Annotated in this window: 14 protein-coding genes; 11 read left to right on the top strand and 3 right to left on the bottom strand. The window is 65.4% G+C overall.

The window, feature by feature from the left end; all coding sequences use genetic code 11:
• Positions 1–61: 61 nt before the first annotated feature.
• The 11 genes from ACOEQ2_RS12795 to ACOEQ2_RS12845 all read left to right on the top strand — a co-directional run bounded on the left by ACOEQ2_RS12795 (position 62) and on the right by ACOEQ2_RS12845 (position 11,833).
• Entirely contained in the window at positions 62–541 is a 480-nt protein-coding gene (locus ACOEQ2_RS12795; protein ID WP_419728357.1) for a flagellar basal body-associated FliL family protein, read from the top strand.
• Positions 538–1,635, top strand: coding sequence for a flagellar motor switch protein FliM (fliM, locus tag ACOEQ2_RS12800; RefSeq protein WP_419728358.1), 1,098 nt, complete (start codon positions 538–540; stop codon positions 1,633–1,635). The genes ACOEQ2_RS12795 and fliM overlap by 4 nt, the downstream gene beginning before the upstream one ends.
• Positions 1,632–2,144 carry a DUF6468 domain-containing protein gene (locus ACOEQ2_RS12805; RefSeq protein ID WP_419728359.1) on the top strand — a complete coding sequence of 171 codons (513 nt, stop codon included), beginning with the start codon at positions 1,632–1,634 and terminating at the stop codon, positions 2,142–2,144. Before fliM ends, ACOEQ2_RS12805 begins: the two co-directional genes overlap by 4 nt.
• 4 nt (positions 2,145–2,148) lie before the next feature.
• On the top strand, positions 2,149–2,844 hold the full coding sequence (locus ACOEQ2_RS12810; protein WP_419728360.1) for a MotE family protein: 696 nt from the start codon (positions 2,149–2,151) through the stop codon (positions 2,842–2,844).
• A 21-nt stretch (positions 2,845–2,865) separates the two neighbouring features.
• Positions 2,866–3,246 carry a chemotaxis response regulator CheY gene (locus tag ACOEQ2_RS12815; protein WP_419731219.1) on the top strand — a complete coding sequence of 127 codons (381 nt, stop codon included), beginning with the start codon at positions 2,866–2,868 and terminating at the stop codon, positions 3,244–3,246.
• Positions 3,239–3,862, top strand: coding sequence for a protein phosphatase CheZ (locus ACOEQ2_RS12820; protein ID WP_419728361.1), 624 nt, complete (start codon positions 3,239–3,241; stop codon positions 3,860–3,862). The genes ACOEQ2_RS12815 and ACOEQ2_RS12820 overlap by 8 nt, the downstream gene beginning before the upstream one ends.
• Positions 3,862–6,852, top strand: coding sequence for a hypothetical protein (locus ACOEQ2_RS12825; protein ID WP_419728362.1), 2,991 nt, complete (start codon positions 3,862–3,864; stop codon positions 6,850–6,852). The genes ACOEQ2_RS12820 and ACOEQ2_RS12825 overlap by 1 nt, the downstream gene beginning before the upstream one ends.
• Before the next feature lie 138 nt (positions 6,853–6,990).
• On the top strand, positions 6,991–7,455 hold the full coding sequence (speD, locus tag ACOEQ2_RS12830; protein ID WP_419728363.1) for an adenosylmethionine decarboxylase: 465 nt from the start codon (positions 6,991–6,993) through the stop codon (positions 7,453–7,455).
• Positions 7,456–7,582: 127 nt separating this feature from the next.
• Positions 7,583–8,455 (top strand): polyamine aminopropyltransferase, encoded by an 873-nt coding sequence (gene speE / locus ACOEQ2_RS12835; RefSeq protein ID WP_419728364.1) that lies wholly within the window; start codon positions 7,583–7,585, stop codon positions 8,453–8,455.
• A gap of 165 nt (positions 8,456–8,620) precedes the next feature.
• Entirely contained in the window at positions 8,621–10,456 is a 1,836-nt protein-coding gene (locus tag ACOEQ2_RS12840) for a M3 family oligoendopeptidase (RefSeq protein ID WP_419731220.1), read from the top strand.
• Between the two features lie 3 nt (positions 10,457–10,459).
• Positions 10,460–11,833 (top strand): ABC1 kinase family protein, encoded by a 1,374-nt coding sequence (locus ACOEQ2_RS12845; RefSeq protein ID WP_419728365.1) that lies wholly within the window; start codon positions 10,460–10,462, stop codon positions 11,831–11,833.
• 25 nt (positions 11,834–11,858) lie between these two features.
• Here the strand turns inward: ACOEQ2_RS12845 and ACOEQ2_RS12850 are convergent, their stop codons facing one another.
• From ACOEQ2_RS12850 to ACOEQ2_RS12860, 3 genes are read right to left on the bottom strand one after another with little or no spacing between them, the layout of a single operon-like run.
• Complete coding sequence (locus ACOEQ2_RS12850; protein ID WP_419728366.1) at positions 11,859–14,168, bottom strand: xanthine dehydrogenase family protein molybdopterin-binding subunit; 2,310 nt, start codon at positions 14,166–14,168, stop codon at positions 11,859–11,861.
• On the bottom strand, positions 14,165–15,148 hold the full coding sequence (locus tag ACOEQ2_RS12855; RefSeq protein WP_419728367.1) for an FAD binding domain-containing protein: 984 nt from the start codon (positions 15,146–15,148) through the stop codon (positions 14,165–14,167). The genes ACOEQ2_RS12850 and ACOEQ2_RS12855 overlap by 4 nt, the downstream gene beginning before the upstream one ends.
• A complete protein-coding gene (locus tag ACOEQ2_RS12860) occupies positions 15,145–15,624 on the bottom strand; it encodes a 2Fe-2S iron-sulfur cluster-binding protein (protein ID WP_419731221.1) in 480 nt (159 codons plus the stop codon). Before ACOEQ2_RS12860 ends, ACOEQ2_RS12855 begins: the two co-directional genes overlap by 4 nt.
• Between the last annotated feature and the right edge of the window lie 92 nt (positions 15,625–15,716).

Consider the following 15,716-nt stretch of genomic DNA (forward strand, 5'->3'; position numbering starts at 1 on the left):
CTTAATCAGTCGATGCGCATTGTGCCGAAGAACCAGGACGGTTCATGACGGGGGCAATGGTATGAGCACGGAGGTAGCAGCGGCAGTTGACGAGAAGGTCCGCAAGGGCCGGAAGCCTGTCGTCATGATCGGTGCAGGACTGCTCCTGCTGGTGGTGATCGCTGGCGGAGTCTGGTTCAGCGGCGTGATCGGGCATTCTCATCACGGTAAAGGCGGGAGCTTTGCCGTCGTCGAGAAGCCGGTCTTTTTTGACCTCCCCGATATCGTGTCGAACCTGGACACAGGCGGTCACCGGGCGAGCTTCATCAAGCTGCACGCCAAGCTCGGGATTGCCCACGCCATCGATGTGCCGGCCGTTCAGGCGGCCGTGCCTCAGATACTCGACATTTTCCAGACCTACCTGCGGAGCATGCGGCCAGAAGAGGTTCGCGGCGGCGAAGGGACCTTTCGGCTGCGGGAGGCGCTCATGAACAGGATCGACCTGGTGCTGGCTCCGATCCAGCTCACGGACATGCTGTTCACCGAAATGCTCGTCCAGTGAGCGGCGTATCGGAAGACCCGTCCGACGAGGATCTGGCGGCAGCTTGGGGCGCGTCGATCGATGACACCGAGGAGGCTGCGGATGTTGTCGCGCAACCGGATGCGACACGGATTCTCAATCAGGCCGAAATCGATAGCCTGCTGGGATTTGATGCCGGCGGCAGTGATGACGTCGATACCAACGGCATGCAGCGGATCATCAGCTCGGGTCTCGTATCATACGAGCGCCTGCCGATGCTGGAGATCGTGTTCGACCGTCTGGTTCGTATCATGTCGACGAGCCTGCGCAACTTTACCAATGACAACGTAGAGGTCTCTATCGATAACGTGGTCTCACTGCGCTTTGGCGATTACCTGGATTCCGTGCCGCTGCCGGCGATGTTCGCGGTGTTCAAGGCGGAGGAGTGGGAAAATTACGGGTTGATGGTCATCGATTCCGCGATGATCTACTCCATCGTCGACGTGCTACTCGGCGGCCGCAGAGGTACTGCGGCGATGCGGATCGAAGGCCGTCCCTACACGACAATCGAGCGAACTCTTGTCGAGCGACTGATAAGGGTCGTGCTCGCCGACCTGTCTTCCAGCTTCGATCCGCTCTGTGCGATTACGTTCCGGTTCGAGCGCCTTGAAGTCAACCCGCGCTTTGCAGCGATTTCGCGTCTCTCCAATGCGGCGGTGCTCGCTCGGATGCACGTCGACATGGAGGATCGCGGCGGGCGCATGGACCTCGTGCTCCCATACGCGACCTTGGAACCCGTGCGCGAGCTCTTGTTGCAGCAGTTCATGGGCGAGAAGTTCGGCCGCGACGCCATCTGGGAAACCCATCTCGCGGAAGAATTGTGGAATACTGAAGTCGACCTCGACGTGGTGCTGGACGAGCAGCCGATGCGCCTCTCGGACATCATCGCGCTCAAGCCAGGCAGCCAATTCATCCTGCGGCAAGGTCGCGAGGCACCGGTCCAGCTCCGGTGCGGCCAGGTCATCCTGTTCGAAGGACGGATCGGGCGCCGCAAGAACCGGGTAGCGGTCCGGATCGAGCAGGTGGTCGGGCGTCTGCCGGGCGGGCCGGACGCTGGCCCGCGGAGGGGCTCATGACAAGCTCCAGCCTCAGCGGTACCGACTGGCTCCTCGAGATTGTTCTCATGGTCCTGTTGGTGCTGACCATGTTTCACGCCTTCCGCCTCGAGCGCGCGCTCGGTGTGTTGCGACGGGATCGCGCGGCTCTCGAAGAGCTTGTGACGGGCTTCAATGCCAGCGCGAGGCAGGCAGAGGACGGCATCGAGCGACTGCGTGTTGCAGCGGACGGGGCAGGCCGACAAATCGCTCGCCATGTGGATCAGGCTCGCGGCCTCAAGAGCGACCTCGAGTTCCTGAGTTCTCGTGGCGAGAAAATCGCCGATCGCCTTGCCGTCGTGATCCGGCAGGCAAGGCCGTCAGACCTGGCTGGGTCAGGCCAGGATACGACCGTCGAAGCGGAAACGCAGGTCCTCGCCCAGGCCGGATCGCTGAGCCCGGTCGGTCGTGAGCAGGCGCTCGACCAGGAAACCCGACTGCGAAGTCAGGCCGAGAAGGATCTCCTTCGTGCCCTTCGGTTGGCGAGGTAGCCCCATGCGATCCTTTTCCTGGCAGAGCCGCGTCCTGCCGCTGACGATGGTCGTCATCGTGCTGCTTTTTGCAAACAAGGCAGTCGGGTTGGCGCGGGACGCCGCGGCCGCCGGCAGTCCGGTTGCTGCTGCCGCTACCGCTGCCGCACCGGTTCCGGCGGCACCGGCCGTATCGGCTCCGCCTGGATCAGCAGGACTGTCTGCTTCCGTCGTCGGATCCGTGGCGCCAACTCCGGCCGCTGCCACGCCAGCGGAACTCCAGATACTCCAGGACCTGCGCAAGCGTCGTGCAGCACTCGATGACCGCGCACGGCAGCTTGATCAGCGTAATGATCTCCTGCAGACGGCTCAGGTCAAGCTGCAGGCGAAATTGGACGAGTTGACGGCGCTACAGCAACGCCTCGAGCAGCTCGACGACTCTCGTCGGAAGCGAGACAGCGCCAATTGGACAGGACTGGTCAAGCTCTACGAAGACATGAAGCCACGCGACGCTTCAGCCATCTTCGATGTGCTCGACATCCCGGTTTTGCTCGAAGTCCTCGACCGCATGGACGAGCGCAAGGCAGCATCCATCATGGCAGGGATGCTGCCTGAAAGAGCACGCCTCGTGACGCAGATGCTCGCGCAGAAGCGCACGCATGATGGCGCAATCCCACCGCCGGCCGCCACGATGGCCACGGCTCCAGATCAACCAGGCTAGAGAGGTAGAAGCAGCATGTCGATCAATCACTCCATGAATGTCCTCATCGTCGACGATTACAAGACGATGCTGAGGATCATCCGCAATCTGCTCAAGCAGATCGAGTTCGACAACGTCGATGAGGCAACGGACGGGACAGAGGCGCTCTCAAAGCTGCGCGCCGGCAGCTACGGGCTGGTCATCAGCGACTGGAACATGCAGCCGATGACGGGCCTGGAACTTCTCCAGGAAGTTCGCAAGGACGCCAAACTGAAAACTCTCCCCTTCATCATGATCACGGCCGAGAGCAAGGCAGAGAACGTCGTCGCGGCGAAGCAGGCCGGGGTATCGAATTATATCGTGAAGCCTTTCAACGCCGAGACCCTCAAGGGGAAGATCGAGAAGGTGCTTGGAAATGCGTGAGGTGTCAGATCTGCCACAGAGGCTCAAGGAGCTGAGCAGCCGCTATCCGGATGCCAAGTCTGATGTCGTGGGGGAGGTGGTGGTCGCCATTCTCTCCAGCATGAGTGGGGACCTGAGTTCAAGGGAAGCCGCGTTGCTGCACGAGATCGGCAGCCTCGGTCAGGCGGTCGCGACGACGCGGCAGGAGATCGCGGCGTTGGGAGTGGATGATATCACCGTAAGTTACATCCCATGCGCCACCGACGAGCTCGACGCCATCGTGGCCCATACTGCGTCGGCAACGGAATCGATTCTCGAAGTTTGCGAAACGCTCGATGCGCTTGGAGCCGAGATGGACGGCGTGCGGGCTGGCAAGCTTCAGGATGCGACGATGAAGATCTACGAGGCCTGCAGTTTTCAGGACATCACCGGCCAGCGAATCACGAAGGTGGTGCATACGCTGCAGAATATCGAGACGACAATCGCCCGGATCGTGCAGACGTTCGGCGGCAAATCGGCCCCCAGGATCGAGTCCCCGGAGCATTCCCCCGAGGTGGTGCTTCTCAACGGGCCGCAACTCCCCGCGGCGGCGATGGATCAGTCTGACATCGACGCATTGCTGGCCAGTTTCGACTGATGCACCTGTTGGCTCGCCTGGTTCTGCTGGTAAGCCTGATCTGGGCAGCAGGAGCCGTGTCGGCCCAGGCCGGCAGCGCTCCGATGACATCGATCGGGCCAATGGCTGCGTTCAGAATTGGCGATCATGTGTCGTTCGGGCGCCTGGCAGTCTTGCTTCCGGCGGGCGTCACCTGTTCTGCTTCGGGAAGCGGAGAACAGGAGGTGCTCCATTTCAGCCGACCGGTCCGCCTGGTAGGCTCTCCGAAAGATGGCGGCCCAGGTATCCTCGGCGTCGTCGCTGGCGCCGATGAATTGACGCTTCGGCTGCAGCCGTCGAGCAGCGTCCGGATCATGACGATCGGCCGCCGTTTGGTGGTCGATGTCTTCCCGCCGGCACCGCAGGCGGCTTCGCCCGGGATTGGCGCCTCGAATGCAGATGCGAAACCGGTCGGCCGGCTTCCGGACGCAGCCGCGTCTGCTGGATCAGTCAGCGCGTCGCTGCTGCCGGGCCTCCCGTCTCCCCTGGTTGCGGTTGCTGACGGACCCCCGCCGGCCAGGAGGATTTCAGGCGCATCGAACGCAAAGCCGGTAGCGCTGGTCACCGGTGCCGCGACGTCACCTGTAGGCGGCCAATCGGACGTGACCGCAGGCCCGGGGACGGCGCACGGACAGCCCGAGGCGGACGGTGGTCCGGTCTCGATCGCGGCATCGATCGTGCCGCCGGATCAGGGCAAGCCCGGCGGCCTCATGCTCCCCTTCGACAAGCATGTCGGGGCGGCTGCTTACCGTCGGGGCACCACGCTCTTCGTCGTCTTCGACAGCGACAAGCCGGTCGATCTGGTAAGCGTGGCGGGGGATCCGGTATTCGGCCAGGCGATCTTTGCGGTGCTGCCTTCGGGCGCTGTCCTGACCATGACGCCTTCCGCCGATGCGCACCCGTTCCTGCACCGGTCTCCCGACGGCTGGCTGATCTCGATGACGAGTTCCTTGCCGATCGCAGCGACGATCGCGCCCCGGAGTGACGCCGGCGCCGTGCGCCTGCCGGTCGTGGAGCCTGGTCGCGTCGTTACGGTACCCGATCCGGCGACCGGAATGGATATCCTGGTCGGCACGACGCGGCATGAGGGGCAGAGCCTTGCGCCATCCCGTTCCGGCGTCGGCTACGCCCTTGTATCGACCATCCTCGGCGTCGCGGTCGAGCGGCTGTCGGACCAGCTCGAGTTACGTTCGGCCTCGGGCGGCTTCGTCCTGGACGCGCCGGATGGTCTCGAGCCGCTGCAAGTCGGGCTGCAGCGAGCAGCGGGCAACTTCTCGCGCAGCCTTGATCTTCCTGCCGCCGACGCTCAAGAACTTCAAAGCCGCTACAAGATCGCGGTGGCTGCGGCCGCAGCGCTGCCATTGGCTGCACGCCGTGGCCACCGGCTCGACGCCGCCGAGGCCGCCTTGGCGCTCGACCGCGGTCGTGACGCCGGCGAGATCGCCATGATTGCTGATGAGGATGCACCGAGCGGGCTGGACCAGGCACGCTCTCGTTTCTTGCAGGCAGCCGCCGCCTTTCTGACGCAGGATCCTGATGCCACGGTCCGCCTTGCCGATCCGCGGATCGACAACTCCGATGAGGTGGTCCTATGGCGCGCGCTCGACCTGGCCAGGCGGGATCCCGCAAATGGAAGCGCTGCGCATGCGATCGGCCTTCGGCTGGACCTGGTGAAGGCCTACCCCGCACGGCTTCGTCGTCATCTGCTGGGTGAGGCGGCGCTGGCGCTCGTCACCGCGGGCGACGAGAGCGATGCGGGCCTCGTGGCCGGGCTGACCGGGGACGGCTCCGTTCTCCTGGCGCAGGCGTTGCTGGCGAAGCGGCTTGGCCACGATCAGGCGAGCCTGTCTGCATTCGACGGCCTGGTGGCCGATCCGGATCCGATCGTCGCGGAACACGCAGCTGAGGAGGCCGTGACCCTCCGGCTCAAGATGCACCTGTTTGACGCCGGACATGCCGCGGCGAGGCTCGAGACGCGCATCCTGGATGCCCGGATGGCTGGAGACGAGCTTCCGGTCCGGCTCCGCATCGCGGATCTGCGGGCTCAGCAGCAGGACTGGCCGGCCGCGTTGAAGGAGCTGCGCATCGTGTCGCACGACTTCCCCGATGCCGCTGGCGACGTCGCTCGGCGGGCCGGTGTCATCCTTCACAGCGCATCGCTCGGTGCCAGCGCAAACAAGGCTGCCAGCGACCAAGCTCCAGCGGTCGATGGCACGGAGCCTGCCGCGGGGCCGGTTGCCCGGCTTGATCTGCTCGAGAGCAACCTCGATCTGCTGCCGCCTGGTGATGACGGGGCTGCGATCTCGATCGCGATTGCAGGACAGCTCGCGGCGCTGGATCTTGCCGATCGCGCGTCGGTGCTTCTTCGGACAGCCGCGACCAGGGCCCCTCCGGGTGCTGGCCGAGCCCGGCTTGGGCTCGAACTCGCCCGGCTGAGCCTCGACCAGGATGATGGAGCCGGCGCACTGGCTGCTCTGGGTGCCAGCGAGGCTGCAGGCTTGCCAGCTGATCTCGTCGCATCCCGCGCCTTCATGCAGGCGCGCGCATCCGCAGCCGCCGGCGACATTGAGGCTGCTTTGCAATCGCTGGAGCCGCTGCATGATGAAGCGGCTGAGGATCTGCGTGCCCAGGAGCTTGCCCGAAAGAAGGATTGGGCCGGCGAGGCGAAGGCTGTTGCCGCCCTGGCGACCATCCGATTGCCGGCAGGGGGCATGCTCGACGGTGCTGGCGAGGATCTTGTGCTTCGTCTTGCCGCCGCCGTGGCTCGTTCAGGTGACCAGTCCGAGCTGAACCGGCTTGCAGGGCGCTACGCGGCGCGCTTCGGGGATCCCGGCAAGCTCGGCATGATGCGGCTCCTGACGTCGTCCAGCGTCACCGGGATCGCCGACCTCTCGCGCTCCGCGAGCGACCTCGCATCAGCACAATCGGCGCTGACCGCAGTCGTTGCAGAACCGTCCAAAGGCGGTAGTTGATCAAGGCTTTGTAGTGCTTTTTTAACCTCTTTCGAGCGATAAGGCTTGCGTTGTCGCGCTGCAGGACCTATTTCACGCGACCTTGGCCCAAGGGGGCGATCCCGCCCAACAGGCCGTCTACTGGTTTTGGGGTACGTGATGAACGCACTTGCTCAACTGGGGATGGTCTCGGACTCTCCGAGAAATATCCAGATGTCGCCCGTTTCCTCCACAGGTTTGCTGGAGGAAATCAAGGATTACTTCGTGGAGAGGGACGGCATGAAGTTTGCCGGCACTCATCTCCTCGTCGATCTGTGGGATGCCACCAACCTCGGTGATCCGGAGTTGATTGACACTACATTGTGCGAAGCAGCGCTTGCTGCGGGTGCAACTATCCTGCACAGCCATTTCCACCACTTTTCGCCGAATGGCGGAGTGTCGGGCGTGGTCGTGCTGGCGGAGAGCCACATCTCCATCCACACCTGGCCGGAGCGCGACTTTGCTGCGGTCGATATCTTCATGTGCGGGGCCTGTGATCCGCACCTGGCGATACCGGTGATGCAGCGCACGTTCCAGGCAGCGCGTGTTGTGCTGGACGAGCAGCGTCGTGGCCGGGTCGGCTGAATTCTACCCGCCGATTGCTTGAAAGAGGCCGGGCTCGTCCCGGCCTTTTTCTTGTCTGCCGCAGTTTCATCATACCAGCCACGACAAGAACCTGCTTGCACTTCACGCACTAGAGCGGCGGACAATCATGACAGACGAGATGTGGCTCAACGAGACTTTGTATCCGTCCTGGGGCCAGCGCTTTCGCGTGGTGCGCGAGTTGGCGCGAGTCACCAGCGCATTCCAGGAAATCGTCGTGTTCGAGAGCGAGGCGCACGGCCGTGTGCTGGTCCTGGATGGAGCCATCCAGATCACCGAGCGGGATGAATTCGTCTATCAGGAGATGCTTGCCCACGTTCCGCTCCTGGCGCATGGCAGCGCCGCGAGCGTGCTCATCATCGGCGCCGGTGACGGCGGGGTGCTTCGGCGCGTGCTTCAGCACCGGACGGTGCAGCGCGCGGTGATGGTCGAAATCGACGGCGAGGTGATCCGGCTGTCCAAGCAGTACCTGCCCGACATCGGTGGCGACGCGTGGTCGGATCCGCGTGCCGAGGTCATCGTCGGCGACGGCATCGATTATGTGGCGAAGGCGGCGGATGCCAGCTTCGACGTCATCATCGTCGATAGTACCGACCCGGAAGGAGTCGGCGAGGTGCTGTTCACGGACGCCTTCTATGAACACTGCGCGCGCATCCTGACGACCGACGGGTTGATCGTGAACCAGGGTGGCGTGCCCTTCATGCAGGCGTCCGAGCTCCGCGAGAGCAGCCTCCGCCGCGCCCGCTTCTTTCCGCGTGTCTCCGCATATGTCGCCGCGGTGCCCACCTATGTCGGCGGCTTCATGGCGCTCGGTATCGCCGGCAAGGGGAGCGCCCTGGCTGCCCGCGCCCCGGTGCAGGACGTGCAGGCAGCGGCGGAGCGGGCCGGCATCCTCGGAACCACGCGCTACTGGACGCCGGCCATTCATAACAGCGCGTTCGACCTGCCGCCTTACATCGCGGAACACCTGCCGCCGGCCTGACCGGCGTGGTCTATCCCGAGGGGCACCCCCGGGCGCAGCGACCTCGGATAACCCCGGCAGGCTCGGGGTCCGCCTCGCATGCAGCAGAACCGCGGCGGCTCCCCTTTGCTGACCGGTCATGTGACCTTAAGTGAAGGGAATTGCCCGAACAGGATGAAGCTGCTGATGCCCCGCGTAGTCCGCTCTGCCACCGGCCCCTCCTGGTCTCTCTCGGAGCCGGTAACGGATTCGCGCCTGCCTGAGCCGTCGGATCTGCCCAAATGGGATCTCTCGGATCTCTACCCGGACCCGGACAGCATCGAGCTTCGACATGACCTGGACGAAGCGGAGCGTGCCGCCGAATCCTTTGCAACCCGTCATGCCGGGCATCTTGCAGCCCTGGATGGTGCCGGGCTCGCCGCCGCGATCGCCGAGTTCGAGCGCATCGATGAACGGCTGGGCCGCGCCGCCTCCTATGCCGGCCTGATGTTCTCCGGCGATTCCGACGACCCGGCGATCGGCCGGTTCTACCAGTCCATCAACGAGCGGGTGACGCAGATCTCCACCCGTTTGGTGTTCTTCACCCTGGAGCTCAACCAGCTGGACGACGATGCCCTCGAGCGCCTGCAGGGCGATCCGGACCTGGCCCGCTGGGCACCGTTCCTGCGCGATCTCCGGGTGTTCCGGCCGCACCAGCTGTCCGAGGAGGTCGAGCGCGTCCTGCACGAGAAGTCGGTGACCGGGGCCTCTGCCTGGAGCCGGCTGTTCGACGAGACGATGGCCTCGCTCCGGGTCGAGCTGGACGGCAAGTCGCTGACCGTGGGCGACGCGCTCAACAAGCTGTCCGACCGCGATCGGCCAACCCGTGAGCGGGCCGGCCGCGCGATCGGCGAGACCTTCGGCCGCAACGTCCGGCTGTTCTCGCTGATCACCAACACCCTGGCCAAGGACAAGGAGATCGGCGACGGCCTGCGCCACTACCCGCGCCCCGGCAGCGCCCGCAACCGCGGCAACATGGTCGAGGACGAGGTGGTGGACGCGCTGGTTGCCGCGGTCACCGCCGATTATGGCCGGTTGTCGCATCGCTACTACGCGATGAAGGCGGGCTGGCTCGGGCTCGAGAAGCTCGAGCACTGGGACCGCAATGCGCCGCTGCCCTCCGATGACGACCGCAGCGTGTCCTGGGACGATGCGCGCACCCATGTGCTGGGAGCCTATACCGGCTTCGCGCCGGAGCTCGGCGGCATCGCCCGGCGCTTCTTCGACCGGCCCTGGATCGACGCGACGCTCCGTCCCGGCAAGTCCAGCGGCGCCTTCGCGCATCCGACGGTGCCGTCCGCGCATCCCTACATCCTGATGAACTTCCATGGCCGCACCCGTGACGTCATGACGCTGGCGCATGAGCTCGGCCACGGCATCCACCAGGTGCTGGCCGCCGAGCAGGGCTACCTGATGAGCTCGACCCCGCTGACCCTGGCCGAGACCGCCAGCGTGTTCGGCGAGATGCTGACCTTCCGTGCATTGCTCGACGCCGAAACCGATCCCGCCCGCCGCCGTCGCATGCTGGCCGGCAAGGTCGAGGACATGCTGAACACGGTGGTCCGCCAGGTCGCCTTCTACCAGTTCGAAACGCGCATCCATGACGAGCGCAGGACCGGCGAATTGCTGCCCGAGCGGATCGGTGCGATCTGGCGTGAGGTGCAGACCGAAAGCCTCGGTCCGGCATTCAATTTCAGCCCCGAATACGACGTGTTCTGGTCGTATGTGCCGCATTTCGTGCACTCGCCGTTCTACGTCTATGCCTACGCATTCGGCGATTGCCTGGTGAACGCGTTGTATGGCGTGTTTGCGGAGGGTCATCCCGGCTTCCGCGAGAAGTATATCGAGATGCTGCGCGCCGGCGGCACGAAGCGGCACAAGGAGCTGCTGGCGCCGTTCGGGCTGGACGCCAGCGATCCCGCCTTCTGGCGCAAGGGTCTGGACGTGATCTCCGGCTTCATCGACGAGCTGGAGCAGGCCTGACCGATGGCAAAAGAGCGCGACATCGACCGCGGCAGCAGCGTGTTCGGCGAGATCCGCAGGCTGGCCCGAACGTCCGGGGCGGTCGGCGGCATCGCTGCCCGGCTTGCAGGATCGCGCATCGGCATCCGCACCGACAAGACGGCGCATGCGGAGGATCTGCGGGCGGTTCTGGGCGGCCTGAAGGGTCCGCTGATGAAGGTGGCCCAGCTGCTCTCGACGATCCCCGACGCGCTGCCCGAGGAATACGCCCAGGAACTCGCCCATCTGCAGGCCAATGCGCCTGCGATGGGATGGTCGTTCGTGCGCCGGCGGATGTCGGCCGAGCTCGGACCCGAGTGGGAGAAGCGCTACGCGTCGTTCGACCGGGAGGCGGCGGCGGCGGCAAGCCTTGGTCAGGTGCATCGGGCAAGGCTGCATGACGGTCGCGAGGTCGCCGCCAAGCTGCAATATCCCGACATGATCTCGACGGTGGAGGCCGATCTGCGGCAGCTGCGCGTCGCGATGGCGCTGTATCACCGGCTGGACAGCGCCATCCAGTCTGACGAGGTCTATAAGGAACTTGCCGAACGGCTGCGCGAGGAACTCGATTATGGGCGCGAGGCGTCGCATCTCAGGTTGTACCGGAACATGCTCGCCGGGCAGCCAAGGATCAGCATTCCGGAGCCGATTGAGGACCTGTCCACGTCCCGGCTGCTCACCATGACCTGGCTCGATGGCCGCTCGCTCCAATCCTACGTCGATAGCAATCCCTCGATGGAGGAGCGGAACGACACTGCGCGTGCGCTCTTCAACGCCTGGTATCTGCCGTTCTATCGTTTCGGTGTCATCCATGGCGACCCGCATCTCGGCAATTTCCAGGTCCGGCCCGATAACGGTCTCAACCTGTTCGATTTCGGTGCGATCCGCATTTTCCGGCCAGCCTTCGTGCAGGGCGTGATCGACCTGCACCAGGCGATCGAGCGCAACGACGACGACCAGGCCTATCACGCCTACCAGAGCTGGGGTTTCACCAACCTCACGCGCGAGACGATGGAGGTGCTCAACGAGTGGGCGCGTTTCATCTACGAGCCGCTGCTGCAGGATCGCGTGCGGCAGATCCAGGAAAGTGACGACCCTGCATTCGGTCGAACCGTCGCCGAGCGCGTGCATGCCGGACTGCAGCGGACGGGAGGCGTCAAGCCGCCGCGCGAGTTCGTGCTGATCGACCGTTCGGCCGTCGGTCTGGGGAGCGTGTTCCTGCGCCTCAAGGCTCGCCTGAACTGGCACCGGCTCTATCATGAGATGGTCGAGGGCTTCGACAAGCAACAGCTCGCAGAGCGTCAGGCGGCCGCACTGGTTGAGGCGCGGGTCCCGGCTCCGATCGCCACGCCCGCCTGAACGATCGCGGGCGCGCGGAGACTGCCTAGAGCAGTTTTTCCGGAGTGATCGGCAGGGTGCGGACCCGCGTGCCGGTCGCGTTGAACACCGCGTTGGCGACCGCGGCACCTGTCCCGGTGATCCCGATCTCACCGATGCCGCGTGCACCCATCGGCGCGTGCGGGTCCGGGATGTCGGTCCAGATGACCTCGATCGGCGGCACGTCCCCGTGCACCGGCACGTGATACTCGGCGAGGCTCGCATTGGTGATGCGTCCGTTGCGCTCGTCGAACTGGGCTTCCTCCATCAGTGCCAGGCCGAGCCCCATGATGATGCCGCCGCGGAACTGGCTCGTTGCGGTTTTCGCATTCAGGATCCTGCCGCAATCGAACGAGCCGAGGAAACGGCTGATGCGGGTTTCGCCCGTGACCGCATTGACCCGTGCCTCGCAGAATACCGCGCCATGCGAATGCATCGACCAGTGCTCGGTCTCGAGCGGCTTCGGCGCCTGGCCTTCGGCAACAACGCTGTCGCGGCCGGCGCGTGACAGGATCGAGGCGTAGCTCTCGTGACGCGACGGCTCGTCGAGTGACGCCAGGCCCGCATCGACGCCGCCGACCTCGTCCGGCTTCAGGCCCGCAAGCGGAGAGTCGTTGCCGGCGAGCTTGAGCAGTTCGGCAACCAGTACGTGTTGTGCGGCCATGACCGACGCCCCGATCGAGGCCGTCTGTTGTGATCCGCCCGCGAGCACCACGCCCGGCAGGGAGGAGTCGCCGTAAGTTACGCTGACCTGCTCCATCGCCAGCCCGAGCCGTTCCGCGGCGACCTGGGTATGCACTGTCGCGGTGCCCATTCCCATCTCGTGTGCCGCAATCTCGATCCTTGCCTGTCCGTCGCGTGTGAGCGTGATGCGCGCGGCGCCGCCCGGCATGCGGTAGTATGGGTACGTGGCGGTTGCACAGCCGAGCCCGATCAGCCACTCGCCCTCCCGTCGCGCACCGGGCCTGCCACGCTTGTCCCAGCCGAACCGTGCGGCACCCGCACGCCAGGCCGCCACGATGTCGCGCTGCGAGAACGCGACACCGGTGGTGGGATCGCGTTCCGGCTCGTTGCGGATCCTGAGCTCGACCGGATCGATGCCGATCTGATCGGCAAGTTCGTCGATTGCGGATTCGAGTGCGAATGTGCCCACTGCCTCGCCAGGCGCCCGCATGAAGGTGGTGGCGATCGTGTCGAGCCGCACGACCTCGACGTCGAGCTTGAACGTCTCCGACGCATAGGCGCTGCGTGTGCCGACGATGAAGGGTTCCGGCATCGCGTTGTGCGGCGTCATCGCGACCGTCCCGGTATGGATGATCGCCTTGAATGTCCCGTCCGCATCGGCCGCAAGTGCAACGCGCTGCTCGGTGAGGCCGCGACCACCGACGATCCGGAACACACCCTCTCGCGACAAGGCGATGCGCACCGGCCGGCCGGCGAGCCGCGACGCCGCCGCACCCAGGATCTGATGCTGCCACACGGTCTTGCCGCCGAAACCGCCGCCGACATAGGGCGAGGTGACGTGCACCTGGGCCTCGTCGATCCCGAACACCTGGCCGATCGACCAGGCGGTGTGCACGACGCACTGGCTGGCGTCGTGGATCCGCAGGCTGTCACCGTCCCAGGCGACCGTCGCGGCGTGCGGCTCGATCGCATTGTGATTGTGGCGCGGCGTCGTGTAGGCCTGGTCGATCTTGAACGGTGCGGCGGCCAGCGCTGCCTCGGCATCACCGATCGCGAGCTGCAGCTTCTCGCCCATGAACTCGGCCGGTTCCGCCCCTTCCGCGCGTGCGGCCGCGAACGATGTCATGGCCGGCTCGGCCTCGTAGCTCATCCGGATCAGCCGCTTGGCGTGGTCCGCCTGCTCCTGACTGGATGCGAGGACCACGGCCATCGGCTGGCCGTTCCAGTGCACGCGCTCGTCCTGCATGACAGGAACAGTGTCGCCAGCCGCCGCCTTCGACGCGGTTCCGAACAGCGGCGGGGCCTTCATGCGCGGTGCGTTGCGCCAGGTCATGACCAGGACCACGCCCGGCGCCGCTTCCGCCGCCGTGGTGTCGATCGAGGCGATCCGGCCTTTGGCGATCGTGCTGTAGAGAACTGCGGCGTAGGCCATGTCCTCGAGCGGAAACTCGGCCGCGAACCGTGCCGCGCCGGAGACCTTCAACGCGCCGTCGAGGCGGGAGACCGGTGCGCCGATCAGTCCGTGCTTGTGGGTCATCAGCGGATCGGGACGTCCGTTCGGCATCCAGCCGTCGGGTGCGAGCTGGACCGCCTTCTTCATCACGGCCTGGGCCGCATCCTTGATGATGCTCATGCCTGCATCTCCGTGAGTTCGCCGAGCACCGCGGCGATCACCCGCCGGGTGAGCTCGATCTTGTAGGCGTTGTGCAGGAGCGGGACGGCATCCGCGAGTTCCGCATCCGCAGCGTCGAGAAATGCCGCGTGATCCGCCTTGCGACCACGCAACGCCGCTTCGGCTTTAAGCGCGCGCCAGGGCTTGGGTGCGACACCGCCGAGGGCGATACGCACATCCGCGACGGTGTCGCCGTCGAGCTCGAGCACCGCTGCAACCGACACCAGTGCAAAGGCGTAACTCGCCCGGTCGCGCACCTTGCGATATGTCGAACGTTGACCGCCCTGCAGGGCAGGGATCGAAACTTCCGTGATGAGCTCGCCCGGCGACAGCACTGTCTCGATGTCCGGGTGCCCGGCGGGAAGCGTGTGCAGCCCTGCGAGTGGCACCGACCGTTCGCCCGCGGCACCGCGCAGATGCACAACGGCGTCGAGGGCGGCGAGCGCTACGGCCATGTCGGACGGATGGGTTGCGACACACGCGGGTGAGGCCCCCAGGATGGCGTGGTTGCGGTTGAAGCCGTCGATTGCGTCACAGCCTTCGCCGGGATGACGCTTGTTGCAGCGGGATGCATCGTCATAGAAATAGGTGCACCGCGTGCGCTGCAGGATATTGCCGCCGACCGTCGCCATGTTGCGGATCTGCGCCGACGCACCGGCGGTGATCGCGCGTGACAGCACCGGATAACGCGTGCGGACCGCGTGGTGCTCGGCAAGCATCGTGTTGCGCACGGCGGCTCCGACCACGAGGCCGCCATCCCCGGTCTCTGAGATCGCGTCGGACAGGCCGGTGACGTCGACCAGTGCTGCGGGCGCCTCGATGGTTTCGCGCATCAGGTCGACGAGATTGGTGCCGCCGCCGAGATAGCGCGCCGAGGCCGCCCCGCCGAGACGCACGGCCTCTCCGGGATCGGTGGCGCGTGCATAGGTGAAGGGGGTCATTCCGCGGCCTCCGCATAGGTGGAGCACACCGCATCGACGATGCCGTTATAGGCACCGCAGCGGCACAGGTTCCCGCTCAGGCGTTCGCGGACCTCGTCCGGCGTGAGCGCGATCGTCCCGGAGGCAAGATCGGCCGTCACGTGGCTGGGCGAGCCGCGACGCAGTTCCTCCATCATGCCGACGACCGAGCAGATCTGCCCGGGCGTGCAATAGCCGCACTGGAACCCGTCATGCTCGATGAAGGCGGCCTGCAGCGGATGCAGGTCGTCGCCCGCCAGCCCCTCGATGGTGGTGACCGAGCGGCCCTCGTACTGGACAGCCAGCGCCAGGCAGGACAGCACGCGCGTCCCGTCCACAAGAACGGTGCAGGCGCCGCATGCGCCCTGGTTGCAACCCTTCTTGGTGCCCGCGAGAAGCAGGTGCTCGCGGAGGAAATCAAGCAGCGAGACGCGTGGATCATCCGGCAGGATTGCCATGGATCCGTTGATGCGGATGCTCACGTTGTTTCCTCCTTGCAGAGCGTTCGGCCGCTGGTCGCCCGGGGGGCATGGCCTCTGGTCAGGTTAGA

The organism is Lichenicola sp. (assembly GCF_965198575.1).
In the GTDB taxonomy this organism is placed as follows: Bacteria; Pseudomonadota; Alphaproteobacteria; order Acetobacterales; family Acetobacteraceae; genus Lichenicola.

Bases quoted from the DNA above. Each gene is read 5' to 3' on its own strand.
- ACOEQ2_RS12795 (WP_419728357.1), top strand. From the start codon at position 62: ATGAGCACGGAGGTAGCAGCGGCAGTTGACGAGAAGGTCCGCAAGGGC.
- ACOEQ2_RS12805 (WP_419728359.1), top strand. From the start codon at position 1,632: ATGACAAGCTCCAGCCTCAGCGGTACCGACTGGCTCCTCGAGATTGTT.
- ACOEQ2_RS12810 (WP_419728360.1), top strand. From the start codon at position 2,149: ATGCGATCCTTTTCCTGGCAGAGCCGCGTCCTGCCGCTGACGATGGTC.
- ACOEQ2_RS12820 (WP_419728361.1), top strand. From the start codon at position 3,239: ATGCGTGAGGTGTCAGATCTGCCACAGAGGCTCAAGGAGCTGAGCAGC.
- ACOEQ2_RS12825 (WP_419728362.1), top strand. From the start codon at position 3,862: ATGCACCTGTTGGCTCGCCTGGTTCTGCTGGTAAGCCTGATCTGGGCA.
- speD (WP_419728363.1), top strand. From the start codon at position 6,991: ATGAACGCACTTGCTCAACTGGGGATGGTCTCGGACTCTCCGAGAAAT.
- speE (WP_419728364.1), top strand. From the start codon at position 7,583: ATGACAGACGAGATGTGGCTCAACGAGACTTTGTATCCGTCCTGGGGC.
- ACOEQ2_RS12840 (WP_419731220.1), top strand. From the start codon at position 8,621: ATGCCCCGCGTAGTCCGCTCTGCCACCGGCCCCTCCTGGTCTCTCTCG.
- ACOEQ2_RS12845 (WP_419728365.1), top strand. From the start codon at position 10,460: ATGGCAAAAGAGCGCGACATCGACCGCGGCAGCAGCGTGTTCGGCGAG.
- ACOEQ2_RS12850 (WP_419728366.1), bottom strand. From the start codon at position 14,168: ATGAGCATCATCAAGGATGCGGCCCAGGCCGTGATGAAGAAGGCGGTC.
- ACOEQ2_RS12855 (WP_419728367.1), bottom strand. From the start codon at position 15,148: ATGACCCCCTTCACCTATGCACGCGCCACCGATCCCGGAGAGGCCGTG.
- ACOEQ2_RS12860 (WP_419731221.1), bottom strand. From the start codon at position 15,624: ATGGCAATCCTGCCGGATGATCCACGCGTCTCGCTGCTTGATTTCCTC.